The organism is Promicromonospora sp. MS192, assembly GCF_049532985.1.
Classification (GTDB): Bacteria; Actinomycetota; Actinomycetes; order Actinomycetales; family Cellulomonadaceae; genus Promicromonospora.
Genome location: NZ_CP186693.1, coordinates 4,196,607 through 4,213,483 on the forward strand (window position 1 = coordinate 4,196,607; position 16,877 = coordinate 4,213,483).

General features: G+C 70.2%; 15 protein-coding genes and 1 pseudogene. 1 reads left to right on the forward strand and 15 read right to left on the reverse strand.

The genetic code is table 11. The features are described 5' to 3' along the window. Positions 1–274: 274 nt before the first annotated feature. From ACO229_RS18860 to ACO229_RS18900, 9 genes and pseudogenes are all read right to left on the reverse strand, one after another. Complete coding sequence (locus ACO229_RS18860) at positions 275–1,111, reverse strand: hypothetical protein (RefSeq protein WP_423462449.1); 837 nt, start codon at positions 1,109–1,111, stop codon at positions 275–277. 2 nt (positions 1,112–1,113) lie between these two features. After that, the gene (locus ACO229_RS18865; protein WP_423462450.1) at positions 1,114–1,569 is read right to left on the reverse strand and encodes a hypothetical protein; all 456 of its coding nucleotides are present in this window, start codon (positions 1,567–1,569) and stop codon (positions 1,114–1,116) included. 22 nt (positions 1,570–1,591) lie between these two features. Further along, positions 1,592–1,957: pseudogene (locus tag ACO229_RS18870) on the reverse strand (AAA family ATPase); the annotation flags it as partial. 27 nt (positions 1,958–1,984) lie between these two features. Continuing rightward, positions 1,985–2,479 (reverse strand): YajQ family cyclic di-GMP-binding protein, encoded by a 495-nt coding sequence (locus ACO229_RS18875; RefSeq protein WP_423465321.1) that lies wholly within the window; start codon positions 2,477–2,479, stop codon positions 1,985–1,987. Between the two features lie 144 nt (positions 2,480–2,623). Beyond that, entirely contained in the window at positions 2,624–3,547 is a 924-nt protein-coding gene (gene htpX / locus ACO229_RS18880) for a zinc metalloprotease HtpX (RefSeq protein ID WP_397418896.1), read from the reverse strand. Positions 3,548–3,684: 137 nt separating this feature from the next. Continuing rightward, entirely contained in the window at positions 3,685–5,082 is a 1,398-nt protein-coding gene (locus ACO229_RS18885) for an FAD-dependent oxidoreductase (protein WP_423462451.1), read from the reverse strand. A 198-nt stretch (positions 5,083–5,280) separates the two neighbouring features. After that, on the reverse strand, positions 5,281–5,571 hold the full coding sequence (locus tag ACO229_RS18890; protein ID WP_397418892.1) for a WXG100 family type VII secretion target: 291 nt from the start codon (positions 5,569–5,571) through the stop codon (positions 5,281–5,283). A gap of 313 nt (positions 5,572–5,884) precedes the next feature. After that, on the reverse strand, positions 5,885–6,175 hold the full coding sequence (locus ACO229_RS18895; protein ID WP_397418892.1) for a WXG100 family type VII secretion target: 291 nt from the start codon (positions 6,173–6,175) through the stop codon (positions 5,885–5,887). 121 nt (positions 6,176–6,296) lie between these two features. Next, the gene (locus tag ACO229_RS18900; RefSeq protein WP_423462452.1) at positions 6,297–7,091 is read right to left on the reverse strand and encodes a hypothetical protein; all 795 of its coding nucleotides are present in this window, start codon (positions 7,089–7,091) and stop codon (positions 6,297–6,299) included. Positions 7,092–7,262: 171 nt separating this feature from the next. On the opposite strand from ACO229_RS18900, the gene ACO229_RS18905 reads away from it, so the two are divergent. Beyond that, positions 7,263–7,526 carry a hypothetical protein gene (locus ACO229_RS18905; protein ID WP_423462453.1) on the forward strand — a complete coding sequence of 88 codons (264 nt, stop codon included), beginning with the start codon at positions 7,263–7,265 and terminating at the stop codon, positions 7,524–7,526. A 78-nt stretch (positions 7,527–7,604) separates the two neighbouring features. On the opposite strand, the gene ACO229_RS18910 is transcribed toward ACO229_RS18905, so the two are convergent. The 6 genes from ACO229_RS18910 to ACO229_RS18935 all read right to left on the reverse strand — a co-directional run bounded on the left by ACO229_RS18910 (position 7,605) and on the right by ACO229_RS18935 (position 16,877). Then, positions 7,605–9,068: a hypothetical protein gene (locus tag ACO229_RS18910; protein ID WP_397433020.1), complete on the reverse strand. Its 1,464-nt coding sequence runs from the start codon at positions 9,066–9,068 to the stop codon at positions 7,605–7,607. Positions 9,069–9,260: 192 nt separating this feature from the next. Beyond that, a complete protein-coding gene (locus ACO229_RS18915; RefSeq protein ID WP_423462454.1) occupies positions 9,261–9,938 on the reverse strand; it encodes a hypothetical protein in 678 nt (225 codons plus the stop codon). Then, on the reverse strand, positions 9,935–10,573 hold the full coding sequence (locus ACO229_RS18920; protein ID WP_397418882.1) for a hypothetical protein: 639 nt from the start codon (positions 10,571–10,573) through the stop codon (positions 9,935–9,937). The genes ACO229_RS18915 and ACO229_RS18920 overlap by 4 nt, the downstream gene beginning before the upstream one ends. Further along, positions 10,567–11,973 (reverse strand): hypothetical protein, encoded by a 1,407-nt coding sequence (locus ACO229_RS18925; RefSeq protein WP_397418880.1) that lies wholly within the window; start codon positions 11,971–11,973, stop codon positions 10,567–10,569. Before ACO229_RS18925 ends, ACO229_RS18920 begins: the two co-directional genes overlap by 7 nt. Before the next feature lie 11 nt (positions 11,974–11,984). Then, positions 11,985–12,287, reverse strand: coding sequence for a hypothetical protein (locus tag ACO229_RS18930; RefSeq protein ID WP_119140008.1), 303 nt, complete (start codon positions 12,285–12,287; stop codon positions 11,985–11,987). A 111-nt stretch (positions 12,288–12,398) separates the two neighbouring features. After that, positions 12,399–16,877 carry an FtsK/SpoIIIE domain-containing protein gene (locus ACO229_RS18935; RefSeq protein WP_423462455.1) on the reverse strand — a complete coding sequence of 1,493 codons (4,479 nt, stop codon included), beginning with the start codon at positions 16,875–16,877 and terminating at the stop codon, positions 12,399–12,401.

Consider the following 16,877-nt stretch of genomic DNA (forward strand, 5'->3'; position numbering starts at 1 on the left):
CGCCCACTCCGGTACAAGGATCTCGCGCGGGCCACGCGCAGACCAGAGTGCCTTCGAACTTCGCCCAGGTGAGATCCCGTTGCCGCCGAGTTGGATGCTGCCGGTGGCGTTGAACTCTAGAGGCTGAGGGGATTGGCTACAGCGTGCTCCGATGGGTGTGGCCGGTTGAGCGAGCGGTTGTCTCTCTTCAGGCTTCCTACAACCGCGCGGATTCGGTGTGCGTAGTCGCGTTGACTGAGTGTGACGGGCAGTTCTCCGAGCAGGCTGTCTCCTGTCACGGTGTAGAGGTCGCGATAGGTCGCGATAGGTCGCGATAGGTCGCGACGATCATGACGATGTTCTGCCATTCGCGTGCAGCGGGCCCTTGCGGGCGCGGCGGCAGATGTAGAGTCCGCGGTTCCCCTTCCCGCAGAACCTGATCTGCATGGCTTCGGGCGCCCTTCTCGATAAGTTCGGCACGTCGGTCGAGTGCTTCGCGCACGTCGTCCGGCAACGATCCCTGCGCCACGGGAATAAGGCCGGCAATACAGTTCCGCCGGCCGTTGGAGCGCGTAGCGGCGTGGGTCAGCCGGCTGCGCAGGACGGCGGCGACGTCTTCGGCGTCGTACAGGCTGCGTGCGGCAGCGACCCGGGGCAGGAGTCGTTCGACGTTGTGTCCGTCTGCTTCGGCGCGACGTAGTTCCGCGCACAGCGGCCCAAAGGCGTCGGAATCCAGAACCTGGGCGATGGCTTCCCTGGCGAACCCTTCCCCGGCCAGGGTGTGCGCGATCAGGCGTGTCCAGCGGGGTCGTTGGGCGTGGTTGGCGATGGTGTCGTACTCGGCCGCGAGCTGCGCGATGGAACCCCAGCGGTGTTCCTCGTCGCGGGGGGCCTGGTGCGCGGAGGGTTCGGCACCGATCCGGTGCAGGATGCCGGTCAGGATGGTGCGGACGGCGTCGAGGTCGGGCCGGTCGGGGTCGAGGTCCGCGCCGATAGTGTGCTGGTGGTTCTGATTGCGGTCGGGCTGGTCGACGGGCACGAACACCGTGTTCGCGGAGCGGCCCCGGATGAGGGCGACGTACCGGTTCTCTCGGCTCATGGTCGTGCTGGCGATGGTGTGCGCGGTGTCCACGGTCAGGCCCTGGGCGCGGTGTGCGGTAATCGCGTACCCCAGGTCCACGTGCTCGGCCACGTACGTGGCGGGCAGGCGGACCGTGCCCCGCCGCTGAGTTGCACGCGACCGGTGTTGCGAGTGTCGGTGTGTGCGTCGGGGTCGATCCGCTGGGCCGTGATCGACCCATCGTGGTGGACGGCGGTGATCTGCCAGCGGTCGCCGTTGCGGACCCATCCAGCGTGCCCGTAGCGCAGGTTGCGGTCGTTGCGGCGGGTGACGATCAGGTCCCCGGCCGACGCCCGCACCCGCCCAGCCAGGCGCACGGTTTGCCCGTCGGAGACGCGACCGGTCAGGACGCGTTCGGCGCGGGCTCGGCGGTTGAGGTCGTTCATCATGCTGTTGTCGGCCACGACCAGCACCGACGACAGACCCGCGTCCGCGTCCGCATTCCAGGCGGCATAGGCAGCATCGGTCATGTCCGTCCGTGCCACCTGCCTGGATGCGGTCGTGGCCCTGGTAGGTGCTGAGGATGCCGGGGTCGCCGTCGCGCAGCCGGAGTGACGCGTGCTTCTCCCAGGTGGCGTGGAAGCGGTGCACCTCGGTCAGCGTCGGGACGTCCCCGGCGGCACGGGCGCGTTCGTTGGTCAGGAGGATCAGGGCGCCGCCGGTCTCGACGGCGGGGAGTTGGGCGGGTCTCCGACCAGGAACAACTTCGCGCCGGCCTCCGCTGCGGCGTCCGCACAGCCCGTCGCCGAGGCGGCACAGACCTCGTGACAGACCAGACGGGTGGCCGCCGGAGTCCCGGCAACCACCCGTCAGCCCGTGCTGATCGTCCGCTCTTGCGGACCGTGTGCGGACCAGCAGCCTAAAACAGGCTGCTGACCTGCATGTTCAGCGGTAGTTCGTGAACTGGAGCGCGAAGTCCAGGTCCGAGCCCTTGAGCAGGGCCTGCACCTCCTGGAGCTGGTCGCGCGACTTGCTGGTCACCCGAACCTCGTCCCCCGTGATCTGGGTCTTGACTCCCTTCGGACCCTCCTCGCGGATGATCTTGGTGACCTTCTTCGCGGACTCGCCCGCCAGGCCCTCCTTGAGGGTCGCCGCGAGGCGGTACTCCTTGCCCGAGGCCTTCGGCTCGCGGTCGCCGACCTCGAGGGCCTTGAGTGAGATGCCGCGCTTGACCAGCTTGGTCTCGAAGACGTCGAGGGCCGCGAGCACGCGCTCGGAGGAGTTGGCGACGAGCACGATGCTCTCGCCGCTCCAGGCGATCGAGGCTCCGACGTTCTTGAAGTCGTACCGCTGCGAGATCTCCTTCGCCGCCTGGTTCAGCGCGTTGTCGACCTCCTGGCGGTCGACCTTGCTGACGATGTCGAACGACGAGTCGGCCATGGTGTGGTGCTCCTTCTGCGTGACACCCGGACGCCCCTGCACGTCCGGTCGGGATCTGCTCACCGTAGCCGCCCCCACGGACCGCGACGAACGCTTTGCGCGGGTGACGCCGGGGCGTCCGGGCGGCCGGTGCGGGGGGCGGCGTCAGAGCATGCCGGGCGGCGTACCCCAGTCCGGGCCCGACGTCGGGCCGCCGATGCCGTAGCCGCCCGAGGGACCGCCCGCCATGGCCTCCAGCCGGCGGATGCGGTCCGGCATCGGCGGGTGGGTCGCGAACAGGCGGCCGATGCCGGCACCCCGGAACGGGTTGGCGATCATCAGGTGCGACACGTTGGTCAGGTCGCGGTCCTGGGGCAGCGGCGCACGCTGCGTGCCGGACTCCAGCTTGCGCAGCGCCGAGGCCAGGGCGAGGGGGTCGCCGGTGAGCCGCGCGCCGTCCTCGTCGGCGTCGTACTCCCGGGTCCGGGAGATGGCCATCTGGATGAGCATCGCCGCGATCGGGGCGAGGACCGCCATCGCGATGGCGGCGAGCGGGTTGCCGCCCTCGCGGCGGTCGCCGCCGCCGAAGAACAGCAGGAACTGTGCCAGCGCCGTGATCACGCCGGCCAGCGCGGAGGCGACCGACGACGTGAGGATGTCGCGGTTGTAGACGTGCATCAGCTCGTGGCCCAGCACGCCACGCAGCTCCCGCTCGTCCAGGAGCTGCAGGATGCCCTCCGTGCAGCAGACGGCGGCGTTCTGCGGGTTGCGCCCCGTGGCGAACGCGTTGGGCGCCTTCGTGGGCGAGATGTACAGCCGGGGCATCGGCTGGCGCGCCGCCGTCGACAGCTCGCGCACGATCCGGTGCATCTCCGGAGCCTGCAGCTCGGTGACCGGGTAGGCGTGCATCGCCCGGATCGCCAGCTTGTCGGAGTTCCAGTAGCCGTAGGCGGTGGTCACCAGCCCGACGAGCACAAAGATCCACAGGGTGCCGGACGTCCGCCCGAAGAGGGCCCAGAGCCCGAGGATCACGGCCCACATCCCACCGAACAGCGCGGCGGTCTTCAGCCCGTTGTAGTGCTTGTGCATCGCACTCCTTTCCACCCCCAGAACGCGCGGCCCGCCCGGTGGGTTCCCGCCGGGTGCACCACCCCTGACAGACGATAGTGCCCGGAGGACCTGGGTCCTCCGGGCACTTTCCCTGGGTGATGGCTGGGCGGCAGCCGTCAGCGGGTGCGGCTGATCGTCACCATCTCGTCGCGCGGGACGACCTTGATCCGCTCGCGGCCCTCGGCCTCGCCGAGCGCCCGCTCGTGCGCGTCCAGCAGCTCCCAGCCGGACCACTCGATGTATTCCACGCCCTTGGCGGCGAGGAACTCGGTGACGGCTTCCGGCGAGCCCTGCGGCGCGGTGCGGCCGCCGTCGAGGTCGCCGGGCGCCTCGCCGTCGGCCACGCCCGTGACGTCCTCGACGAGGTGCCGGATGGTCTCCGACGCGTCCGACTTGGTGTGGCCGATGAGGCCCACCGGGCCGCGCTTGATCCAGCCGGTCGCGTAGACGCCCGGGACCTGGTTGCCGTCGATGTCGACGACGCGGCCCTCGCGGTTGGTGATGACGCCCTTGACGTCGTCGTACGGGATCTCCGGCAGGGACGAGCCGAAGTAGCCCACGGCCCGGTAGACGGCCTGGACCGGCCAGTCGGTGAACTCGCCGGTGCCCTTGACGGTGCCGTCGCCCTGCAGCGCGGTGCGCTCGGTGCGGAACCCGACCACCTTGCCGTTCTCGCCGAGCACCTCGGCGGGAGCGTGCAGGAAGTGCAGGTGCAGGCGACGCGACGCCGTGTTCTGCGCCGGGTCCTTGAGCGTCCAGTCCACCAGGGTCTTGACGACCTGCTTGGTCTGGTTGGACGAGTTGATCGCCGCCTCGGAGCCCTCGTCGAAGTCGAAGTCCTCCGGGTACACCACGATGTCGACGTCGGGCACGTGGCCCAGCTCGCGCAGCTCCAGCGGCGAGAACTTGACCTGCGCCGGGCCGCGGCGCGCGAACACGTGCACGTCCGTGACCGGGGAGGCCTTCAGGATCTCGTGCACGTTGGCCGGGATCTCGGTGGGCAGCAGGTCGTCCGCGTGCTTGGCGAGGATGCGGGCGACGTCGAGGGCGACGTTGCCGGCGCCGATCACGGCCACCTGCTCGGCCTCCAGGGGCCAGGTGCGCGGCACGTCGGGGTGACCGTCGTACCAGGACACGAAGTCCGCGGCACCGTAGGAGCCGTCGAGGTCGATGCCGGGGATGTCCAGCTCGGCGTCCTTGATGGAACCGGTGGAGAAGATCACGGCGTCGTAGAACTGCCGCAGGTCCTCGAGCTTCACGTCCACGCCGTAGTCCACGTTGGCCAGCAGGCGGATGTCTCCGCGGCTCAGCACCTTGTGGAGCGCGACGATGATCTGCTTGATGCGCGGGTGGTCCGGGGCCACGCCGTACCGCACCAGACCGAACGGCGCGGGGAGCCGCTCGAACAGGTCGATGCTCACGTCGAGGTCGGTCTTGGACAGGATGTCGCTCGCGTAGATGCCGGCAGGGCCGGCGCCGACGACGGCGACGCGCAGGGGTCGGGTGGTGCTCACGAAGGGGCGCCTTCCGGTCGAGAGGTCAGGAGGGAAGCGAAGGCCGCTGACGATTCTACCGACCGGGTTAGGCGCACCTCACGGGCTCTCGCGGGCTGGACGTGCGGGGGTTGTGGAGAACAACCGGCGGAGACGCAGGAATGCCCTCCCCCGTCGTCGGGAGAGGGCATTCGCACGCCGCGGTGCGCGGCGCGGGTCTCAGATGCCCGAGGCCAGCTGCGAGTCCGCGTCCTGCAGCGTCGTGGCAGCCTGCTCTAGGAACGACGCCATGCCCTCGATACCCTCGATGGCCTGCTTCGCGCCCGTCGTGAACTCCTCGTACGACTGCTGGAACTTGCCCGAGGCCTGGTCCGTCTGGAAACCAGAGGCCACCAGGTTGTTCACCTGCGACGACAGGTTCGTCAGCTGGTCCATGATCGCGGTCTGCCCGTTACGCAGCTGACCAGCGGTGCCCCGAAGCTCCTCGTAGGTCACGTTCATGTTCGCCATGAAATTACCCCTTCTTCAGATCCCGGCCGGCCCCCACGGCCGATCCGACTACCCCGACAGTAACGGCACCCCACACACCGGTCGATGGGGACCCCTACCCATCAGCACCCATCAGCCCGGAGCGGGGACGAGGCCGGTGGAACACCGTGCCGGCCCGTACCGCGGGCCGGATCGCCGGCCCCGGGCGAAATTACCCCACGCCCGGCACGACCGCCACGAATATTGCTGCGGACACGGCCGGCGAAACAGCGGCGGGGGCGGTTCCGGACCTGGTCCGGAACCGCCCCCGCACGCGCCGTGCGCGGCGCGGGTCTCAGATGCCCGAGGCCAGCTGCGAGTCCGCGTCCTGCAGCGTCGTGGCAGCCTGCTCCAGGAACGACGCCATGCCCTCGATACCCTCGATGGCCTGCTTCGCGCCCGTCGTGAACTCCTCGTACGACTGCTGGAACTTGCCCGAGGCCTGGTCCGTCTGGAAACCAGAGGCCACCAGGTTGTTCACCTGCGACGACAGGTTCGTCAGCTGGTCCATGATCGCGGTCTGCCCGTTACGCAGCTGACCAGCGGTGCCCCGAAGCTCCTCGTAGGTCACGTTCATGTTCGCCATGAAATTACCCCTTCTTCAGATCCCGGCCGGCCCCCACGGCCGATCCGACTACCCCGACAGTAACGGCACCCCACACACCGGTCGATGGGGACCCCTACCCATCAGCCCACGCCAGAGCCGTTCAGCCGTTGCGGAGCCGGCGTTCGCGCTGCTTCTTCAGCTCTTCCAGGCGCTCTGCGCGCCGGCCCGCGGACATCGCCGAGATGCCGGCACCGGCACTGGCCGCGGGCACGCTCGCGCGGAACGCGCGGACGCCCAGGGTCCACGACGCACCGAGGAGCAGCACCGTCAGCGCACCGAACACGACGTGCAGCACCTCGGGAACGCTCGGGGCGAGCGCACCGACGGCGGTCACCCAGGCGGCGCCGGCCGGCAGCATCGCGAGGATCATCCGCCCGTTCAGGCTCCATCCCGCGACGTAGAAGCGCATGACGCGGTCCGTGAACGGCGTGGGCCGCACGGGCTGGAGCGACAGCGCCACACCGCTCACCGTGGGCGGCCCGATCGTGCTGCCCCACGCCGCCCGGGCGGTGTACGACAGCTTCTCGCCCGCGTAGGACGTGTTGAGCGCCCGCAGCACGTAGGTGAACGAGAGCACGGCCAGCGGCCAGGAGGCGGTCAGCACGTACCAGCCGCCGGCGCCGACAGCGGCCACCAGGATCGGCAGCAGGATCCCGACGAACACGACGGCCTCGACCGGGTTCGAGAGCCTGTCCCCCACGCCCTCGACCAGACCGTCCGAGTCGACGAACGCCAGGTACGGGACCGAACCCACCAGGAGCGCGACGGCGAGCAGCCAGATCGCGGACCAGACCAGACCGATCAGCAGGTAGCCCAGCGGCCGCAGGGCCAGGCTCGCAGACCCGGGCCGCCGCCCGTCGTTCGTCGACCTCGTGCGGTCTCCGGCCACCGTCATCGCTTCTCCCCCTTGATCGCGTCGTCCGGCCGCCCACGCTAGCGGCCGGACCTTGTGCCGGACCACCGGTCCGGCGTTTCTGAAGTTCACCCGCTCGGCCCGGCAGACTAGGGTCCACCAGGTACGCACGACACACGCACGGCACGCCACCAACCGACAGGAGCGCAAGCGATGAGTGACAAGCGGAAGGCCGAGCAGGACGCCGAGCTGAACAGGGCCGCGCGGCCGTCGATGTACGCGTTGGCCGCTGCCGCCGTGATCTGCGTGCTCGGCGTGGTCCTGAACGTCGCGGCGACCGATCTCTTCGTCTCGCTCGGCGGCTGGGTGACCGTCATCGGGCTGATCCTGGTCATCTCCGTCTGGGCCGGGCTGTCCATGGTGCGGCGCACGAACAAGGCCGCCGGCCGGACGGGCGACCAGAGCTCCGACGACTGAGCCGGCGACGGACGACGGGGCCGCCCCACCACCGAGGGTGGGGCGGCCCCGTCGTCCGTCGCCGTCATGCCGGCCGGGTCACCACTTGCCCGCCACGTAGCCGTCGTGGCCGAACGTGTCGGTCAGGCCGGTCACCGCGGTGTTGATGTTGCCGGGCAGCCCGGTGATCTTGCCCCAGGACCCACCGGCGCCGCTGGTCGCCAGCGAGTTGCCGCTGCTGAAACCGCCCCACCCGTCGCCGCCGCCGATGCTCGTGCCGAGCTTCGCGGCGTTGTTGCCGAGGGTCGCGGCCTGGTTGAAGACGGCGCCGACGGACGCGATGGACTGGGCGGCGCTGGTCACGCCGTCGATCCGCAGCCCGGACTGGCTCATGTGCTTCATCATGTCCACGACGTCGTCGTTGCCCAGCGCGAACCGTGCCCCACCGTCCTTGTACGGCAGCGGGAACTTGGAGCCCTGCCACGACTTGAAGGCGTTCTTGTACAGGCCGTTCTTGAACATGCCCGCCACCGCCTTGTCGCCGGCCGACCGCACGAACGGGGACTTGAGCACCTCGCCGACGCGCTGACCCTTCGTCATCGCGAACGTCTTGCGCGACGACTTCAGCAGCGCGGCACCGAACTTCGCCTTGGCGGCCGAGTTGCTCATCCGGCCCGCCGTCTGGACCACCGAGCGAGCCTTCGCGTACTTGGCGACCGAACCGATCGCCTTGCCGCCGAAGAGACCCATCACGCCCAGGCCGACGCCGAGCAGCATCGCACCGAACCCGATCTCGCCGCGGGCGAACTTCACGATGTTCTCGATGATGGAGATGATCGAGCCGATCGCCGCGAGCACCATCAGGACCTGGCCGAGGATCGGCACCCAGGACAGGAAGATCGCCAGGATGCCCGCGATGTCGCAGATGATCTTGAAGACCTTGTAGACGCCCTTGACGACGTTCTTGAACTTGTCCCAGCCGCTGTCCTCGAGCCCGTTGACCTTGTCGCCGCTGACGACCTCCTCGATCTTCGAGATGGCCGTGCGCGCCGCCGTGTCCTTGTCGCCGTGCCCGCTGTTCCACTCCGACTCCGCCTGGGTGATCTGCCCCTGGAGATCACTCACGGCGTTGTTCGCGTTCGTCTGCGCGCGCTGCGCGTCGGCCTTGTCCGCGTCGCTCGCGTCCTTGGGCAGGTCGTCGACGCCGCTCTCGGCGCTCTGCGCGGTGGCCTGGGCGGTCTCGAGGTCCGCCCGGAGGGTCCGCAGCCGCTGGGCAGCCGGATCGGCCTCGTTCTTCGCGGCTCGCAGCGAGGCGCCGTAGCTGGTGAGCGCCTCGCCGGTCTGGGAGTAGCGCTGACGCGCCTTCTCGATGTCCTCGCGGACCTGGCCGGCGAGCGTACGCGTCTTGTCCATCGACTTCGCCGTGGTGTTCGTGTCGTCCACGATCTGCTGCAGCGTCGTCACCGACCGCGCGATCGCCTCGGCGAGCTCGGTGTACCTGCGGCCCTTCGCCTCGACGGTGCCGGGTTCACCGTCGAGCTCCTCCCACTGCCTGTCGCTCATCGCTGCTCTCCTACATCGTTACCGCGCCCTCGGCGCCCCTTGCCCAGCTCGGATGTCGATCTCAGTGCACGACCGTCCACGGCCGATCCGTCCACCACGACGGTAGAGCCACGCCCGCACCGCGTCGATGGGTACCGCTCCCCATCCGCCGGGCGGTGCCACCGACAAGGCCCGCGCGGCCCGCCGGCGGCGTCAGGCCGTCGCTGGCGCGGTCGCCACCGGGGCCACCGCGTCTGCCGGGGCGTCGCGGTCGTCCAGGAACATGATCGAGTCGACGATCTCGTCGAAGAGCATGGCGAACGGCTCGGCCGACGGGATGTCGGGAACGTTGACCCGGACGAAGAGCATCTTCGACGAGTCGGCCGGGTGGGGCATGTGGTACTCGAGGCGCATCGTGAGCACCTCCACCGCCTCCTCGCCCTCGCCGGCCTGGCCCTGCGTCATCTCGGAGATACGAGCGGCCGGCAGGCCGTTGCTCTGCACCGCGACCTCGCCCTCGGGGTAGGCCAGCTTCAGCGCCCCCGCGAAGTCGCCGTCGGCCACCAGCTGGCGGGTGGCCGGAGGCCACTCGTCGTCGGCCATCAGCAGGGCCGCGGGGAACGGCACGCCGGGCGCGAGCTCGAGCGACATCAGGTAGGTGTGCACGCCGATCGACGCCGCGTCCCGCGCGGTGCCGAACATCTCCTCCACCGCCTGACGCCGCATGCGCGCGAGCCGGTCCGCCGGCCCGACCTGCTCACGCACCAGGCGCTTGATGAAGGCGCCGGCCTTCTCGGGGCTGTCGAGCGGGATGTTGACCCAGGTACCGGGCACGATGACCCGGACCTCGCGGCCGAGGACCTTCACGTCGTGGTTCGCGTCCTGCGTCATGCTGCCTCCAGTTCCACGGCGAGTCCCGCGAGCAGGTCGATCATCTCCTGCGGCATGTCGTCGAACGTCCCGACGCTGCGGGCGATCGCGGTCACCTCGACCATGTCCGCGCACCCGGCGGGGAAGACGCCGAGGATCACGCGTTCCTCCAGGACCGCGGTGCCCTCCATCCCGAGGTCGCCGAAGTGGCTGATCATCGAGTGCAGACCCGTGACCTGTCCGGCGTCGGACGTGCCGTCGATGCGGCCCGCGAACGCGAAGTCGTGCTCCTCGGAGTTCTCGACGATGGCCTGGAGCTGCGCGGCGAAGGCGTCGAGCGCGAGGTCCTCCGTGGCCCCCACGGTCACCATCGCGTCGACGGCACCGATCTCGGGGTGCCGCACGAGCACCGCGGTCTGCAGGCCGCCGATCCGGGTGTCCACGACGGCCTTCGCCACGTCGGCGAGCTGCTCGGCGAGGATGTCCGTGACGTCCTCGACCATCGCGTCGGGGCGCTCCGGCACCGGGGCCCCGCTGACCAGGGCCGCGGCGGTGGACCGTGCCCAGTCCTCGATCTGGTCCGGTATCTCTGTCGGGACGACGTGCCACGACTCCGGGAGGCGCAGCTCGAAGCCTGCGATGCGGTTGCTCACCATCCCGCCACCGTACCCGGCAGGCCCGTGATCTTCCCCCAGTCGCCGCCGGCCGCGCCGGTGGCCAGGGAGTTGCCCTCGCCGAAGGTGCCCCACCCGTCGCCGCCGCTGATGGCGGTGCCGAGCTTGCCGGCACCGACCGCCAGGCTGGTGGTCTGGTGGAAGACCGCGCCGACGGTCGCGATGGACTGCGCCGTGCTCGTCACGTTGTCGATCCGCAGACCGGACTGTGCGAAGTGGCTCATCATGTCCACGACGTCGTCGTTGCCGACCGCGAACCGCGCGCCGCCGTCCTTGAACGGGAGCGGGAAGTGCGAGCCCCGCCAGGACGTGAAGGCGTTCTTGTAGAGACCGTTCTTGAACATGCCCGCCACGGCCTTGTCGCCGGCGGACCGCACGAACGGGGACTTGAGCACCTCGCCGACGCGCTGCCCCTTGGTCATGGCGAGCGTCTTGCGCGAGGACTTCAGCAGCGCCGTGCCGAACTTCGCCTTGGCGGCGGAGTTGCTCATGCGGCCCGCGGTCTGGACCACCGAGCGCGCCTTCGCGTACTTCGCCAGCGAGCCGATCGCCTTGCCGCCGAAGAGGCCCATCACGCCCAGGCCGATCCCGAGGACCGCACCCCAGCTGAAGCCCTCGCGGGCGATCTTCACGATGTTCTCGACGATCGCGATGATCGACCCGATCGCGGCGAGCACCAGGAGCACCTGGCCGAGGATCGGCACCCACGACAGGAAGATCGCCAGGATGCCGGCGACGTCGCAGATGATCTTGATGACCTTGAGCGCACCCGCGGCCCAGTCCTTGAACTTGTCCCAGCGGCTGTCCTCGAGCCCGTTGACCTTGTCGCCGCTGACGACCTCCTCGATCTTCGAGATCGCGGAACGCGCTGCCGTGTCCTTGTCGCCGTGCCCGCTGTTCCACTCGGCCTCGGCGTTCGTGATCTCGCGCTGCAGGTCGGCCACCGCGGTGTTCGCGTTCGTCTGCGCGCGCTGGGCGTCCGCCTTGTCCGCGTCGCTCGCGTCGTCCGGCAGGTCGTCCACGCCGCTCTCGGCGTTCCGCGCGGTGGCCTGCGCGGTCTCGAGGTCGGCGCGCAGCGTCCGCAGCCGGGCCGCGGCCGGGTCGGCCTCGTTCTTCGCCGCGCGCAGCGACGCCCCGTAGGCGCTCAGCGCCTCACCGGTGTACGAGTACCGCTGACGCGCCTTCTCGATGTCCTCGCGCACGTCGCCCGCAAGCTTGCGCGTCTTGTCCATCGACTTGGCCGTCGTGTTCGTGTCGTCGACGATCTGCTGCAGGGTCGTCACCGACCGCGCGATCGCCTCCGCCAGCTCCGTGTACTTACGGCCCTTCGCCTCGACGGTGCCGGGTTCACCGTCGAGCTCCTCCCACTGCCTGTCGCTCATCGCCGCTCCCCCTACTTCTTCGACGCGGCGTCTTCGAGCGCCTTGCCGAGCCCGGCGTCGATCTCCTTGAAGGTGTCCACGATCTGCGTGATGATGTCGGACAGCTTCTTGACGTTCTCGAGCATCTCGCCGCGCTTGATCTCCCACTTGTCGGCGAAGTCGTTCACGCGGTCACGCAGCTCGTCGTGGCCGGTGGCGTCGGCCGCCGCCTGGGCGTTGCCGTCGGCGTTCTCCAGCTCGCTCGTGATGGCCTTCAGGTCATCCTTGAGCGCCGTCAGCTGCTCCATGTCGATCGACAGATCGTAGCCAGCCATCGTTCACCCCCTGCTTCCTCGGTCGGGTCTCGTATCTGGGCAGAACCGTATCGGCCACGCTCGCGGGGCGGCCATGGGGAGCACTCCCCATGACCGCCCCGCGAGCGCAGGTCAGCCGTCCGACCCGAGCACCAGCGGCACCTGCACGCGCACGCTCTTGCCCCGTGCCACCCAGGCGCCGCGCCCCACGGGGAACTCGCCCTTGGCGGCGCGGGGCAGCGACGTCTTGAGGATCGTGTCGCCGTCCAGGTTCTCCGGCTGCAGCAGCAGACCCCGGCGGCCGCTCTTGACCTCCGACAGCAGCGGCCACGTGGCACCCCACGAGCCGGTCTCGGCCTCGGCCACGAGCAGGTGGTCCGACTTCTTCATGGCCTTGGTGAGGTCCTGGATCGCCTTGTCCGCCGGCGTCTGGAGGTAGTCGTTGAGCCCCTCGATGACGACGACGATGCCCGGCGTGGTGTCCTCGTCCTGGACCGCCGCCAGGAGCTCCTTGGCCATCTCGGCCACCTTGTCCACGCCCATCGCGACGTCGGCCCAGGCGACCTCGCCCGCGATCGGCGACCGCTGCTGCGCGAACAGGTACAGCCGCGCCCCGGGGTTGGCCCGCTGGACCGACCGCGCGATGTGCACCAGGGCGTTCGAGCGACCCGACCCCGGAGGGCCGGCCACGACGAGGGTGCCCGTCGGCTCGAAGCCCAGCGGCTCCAGGGCGATGTTGTCCAGGCCGAGCACCGGCTGCCCGTCGATCGCGGGCGGCAGGACCGCCGCGGAGTACTCCGTGGGGAGCACCTTGACCGCGGGTGCGGGCCGCACGCCGGCGCGCCGCATCGACTCGGCGAGCCGGTCGGTGGCGAGCGCCTGCTCCTGCACCGACTTGGTGCCGCCCACCACGGCGACCTGCACCTCGAGCGAGTCGACGACGGCGCGGCCGCTCGGCGACGTCGGCGTCACGATGTCGCGCGGCGCGTTGAACGCGAGGTACCCGTCGTCGGTCATGCGCAGCAGGATGTTGCGCTGCACCAGCGACCGCACGTACGTGGGCACGGCGCCCGACCGGTCCGCGGTGAACACCACGTGGATGCCCAGACCGCGGCCGTCGTTGAGGATGTCGCGGAACGCCTCGAACCACTCGGCGCGGCCGGCACCCACCTCGTACTCGTCGCGGAAGTTCGAGAACCCGTCCACGAGCAGCAGGATGCGCGGGACGTCCTGCCGTCCCGTGACGTGCCGGTACTCGGTGACGCTCGCGGCGTTCACCGCGGCGAACGCCTCGCCACGGCGCAGCAGCTCGTCACGCAGCATGCGCATCAGGCCGACCACGCGCTCGGTGTCGTCGCCCTTCGCGATGGTGCCCACGTGCGGCAGCGACTCCAGCATCCGCAGCGCGCCGGCCGCGAAGTCGAGGCCGTACACGTGCACGGGGCCGCCGCGGGGCGTGATGCCCGCGACCGCGGCGAGCGTGCGCAGCGTGGTCGACTTGCCGGAACCACCGGTGCCGTAGACGCCGAGGTGGCCGTCCTGGTCGGGGTTGAAGTACATCGGCGCCTGGGCCTGCTGCTCCGGCATGTCGGCCACGCCGATGAGCAGCTCGGTGTCGGTGCGCTGGTAGAGCCGCGTGAGGTCGTAGACGTCGGCGAGCGAGTCCAGCCACGGGCGGCGCGGGATCGGCAGGCGTCCCCGCTCGAAGGCCTCCTGCACCCGGGCGACCAGGCGCTGCTGGTCGTTGGGGCCGAGGTCCTTCTCCTCCACGGCGCCGTCCGACTCGACGACCGGCTCCTCCCACTTCTCCTCGCGGCCGAAGTGCAGACGCGCGACCTCCACCTTGGCGCGCTCGGGGGCGCGGGTGCTCCAGGCACCGGCGTAGCCGGACTGGAACGCCTGCACGCGGCCGGGACCGGTCTTGACGAGACCACGGCCGGGGATCGAGGGGTCCACGAAGGCGGCGTCCTTCACGTCGACGACGTCGGAGGAGTCCGACTCGTCGGCCATGCGCAGGGCCACACGCATGTTGGTGTTGGCACGCAGGTTGTCCTTGATGACACCGGCCGGGCGCTGCGTGGCCATGATCAGGTGGATACCGAGCGAGCGGCCACGCTGGGCGACGTCGACCACGCCGTCCACGAACTCGGGCACGTCACCCACCAGGGCGGCGAACTCGTCGATCACGATGACGAGGGCCGGCGGGGTCTCCGGGTCGCCCCGCTTCTCCAGCTCCAGCAGGTCCTTGGCCTTCTTGCGGTTGAACAGGTGCTCGCGGTAGTGCAGCTCGGCCCGGAGGCTCGTGATGGCGCGGAGCACCAGGTGCGGCGACAGGTCGGTCACGAGGCCCACGCAGTGCGGCAGGTTGACGCAGTCCGCGAACGCAGAACCACCCTTGTAGTCCACGAACAGGAACGTCACGCGGTCCGGGCTGTACTCGGCGGCCATGGCGAGGACCCATGCCTGGAGGAACTCCGACTTACCGGCACCCGTGGTGCCACCGACCAGGGCGTGCGGACCCTGCGTACGCAGGTCGAGGTGCTGCGCGTCCACACCGGCCGACCCGACGATGGCGCGCAGCGAGCCGGGTCGCTTGCGCTTGGCCCCGTGCCCGGTGCGGTCGTAGACGGACAGGTTCTGGCGCCAGCGCTCCATGACGGCGTCGGCGCTCTCGAACAGGTCGTGGCCCAGCAGGGCGGGCATCGTGATCGAGCGCGGCAGGTCGGAGGCGTCCTCGACGATGGCTCCGGCGTCGAACACCGGGGCCAGGCGGCGGCCGTACTCCAGCGCCGTCTTGCCGTCCACCTCCTCCAGCACGATGTCGTCGACCCACCGGCCCAGCCGCACCATGCCGACGCGCGGGCCCTCCTGGGTCACCTCGACGAACGTGCGGCAGGCCGCGGGCAGTGCGGCTGCCTCGGCGGAGATCCACAGCGGGTAGACGCCGGCGTCGGCCCCCATCTCGGCGAGCTGGATGAGCCGGGCGCGGTCCACGTCGATGTCGTCCGAGATGACCACGACCACCGCGGGGACCGGGGACTTCGTACCGGTGTCGGTCTTGTTCTTGCTGCCCACGTCGCCGCCGCGCTCGAGCGCCGCGTTGTCCTCGGCGATGGCGCCGCGGCGGCCGCCGCCGCGCGCCGCCTTCAGCCGGGTGGAGATGAGCTCCTCGAGCTGCGCGAGCAGGCGCTGTGCACCGGAGGCGGAGTCGGCGAGGTGGTGGCCCTCGATGGGGCTGTGCGCCGACGACGTGTGCGGGATCCAGGTGAGCCACTGCAGGTGCTGCGTCCACACCGGGCTGACGATGCTGGTCACGACGAGCTCGGAGGGCGAGTGCAGACCGGTGAGCTGCAGCAGCACGGCGTTGAGCGAGCCGACCACCCGTGCGGGCGGTCCCGCGAAGCCGAGCGCACCGGCGTCGTACAGGTTCTCGACGACGGGCACGCCGTCGACGTCCTCGTACTGCTCGACGAGGTTGTCGAGCACCTCCTGGTACTCCTTCATGAGCTGGCCCTTGCCGCCCGTCTTCACGGTGTTGCGCGACGGCATGGTGCCCAGACCGAACCGGACGTTGAGGAAGCTCCAGTGCTCGGGGCGGCGCGTCCACAGCAGCGGGCCGTGGCGCATGGCCTCGACGTACACGTGCTGCGTCGCGGGAGCCTCGCGGAGGCGGACGCTGCGCTCGGTCTCCTTCTCCTCCTTGAGGACCGTGCGCAGCGAGTCGAGCTTGTCGTCGAACCGCTCGACGTCGCGCTCCAGGCGCTTGCGCTTCTGCCGCTTCTGCGTGACGTGGTTGCCGATCATCATCAGCGGCGCCATGAGCACGAACAGGAGGGACATGGGCCGCTGGGTGGCGACGAACATGGCACCACCCATGAGGACGGGTGCGAGCAGCGCGAGGAACGGGAACTCGGTGGGATCCGTCTCCTTGGGCGCCTCCGGCGACTCGAACTCCTCGCCCTGGTACCGCGCCTCGACGCGCGGCGACCGGGTGAACGAGACCGGTCCGGCCTTGGGCGTCACGCCCGTGATCGTGGCCGGGCGGCGGCTCTCGATGGTCACCGCCGTGTCACCCAGGACCACCCGCTGCGAGCCCTCGATCTTCAGGCGCTGCACGTGCACGCCGTCGACCAGGATGCCGTTGGCCGAGCCGAGGTCGACGACCTCGATGCCGTCGGACACGTCGAGGCGCAGGTGCTGCTTCGACACCATCGGGTCGTCGACGACGACGTCGCACTCCTGCGAACGGCCGAGCACCCACGAGCCCTCCGTGAGCTCGACGGTGCCGCCGCCCTCGATGCGGACGGCCGCCCGGACGGCGTCCGAGCCCGGGTAGTCGAAGCCGGGCATCGCCTGCTCCACGGACGCGACGAACGCGCCCGAACCGATCCACGCCTCACCGAGCGCGGCGTCCGCGGGCAGCCGGACGGGCCGGTCCTGACCCGGGAGCTGGGCCTCCAGCGTGCGGGGCCGGCCCGCGGCGCCGGGCGCCGACGGGTCCACCCGGGCGATCGTGTCGGCGATCTCACCGATCCGAGCACCGGCGTCCGCGGTCACCACGACGTCGTCGTGGCTACCGTCCGAACGTACGAGCGTCACCTTGACGCGCAT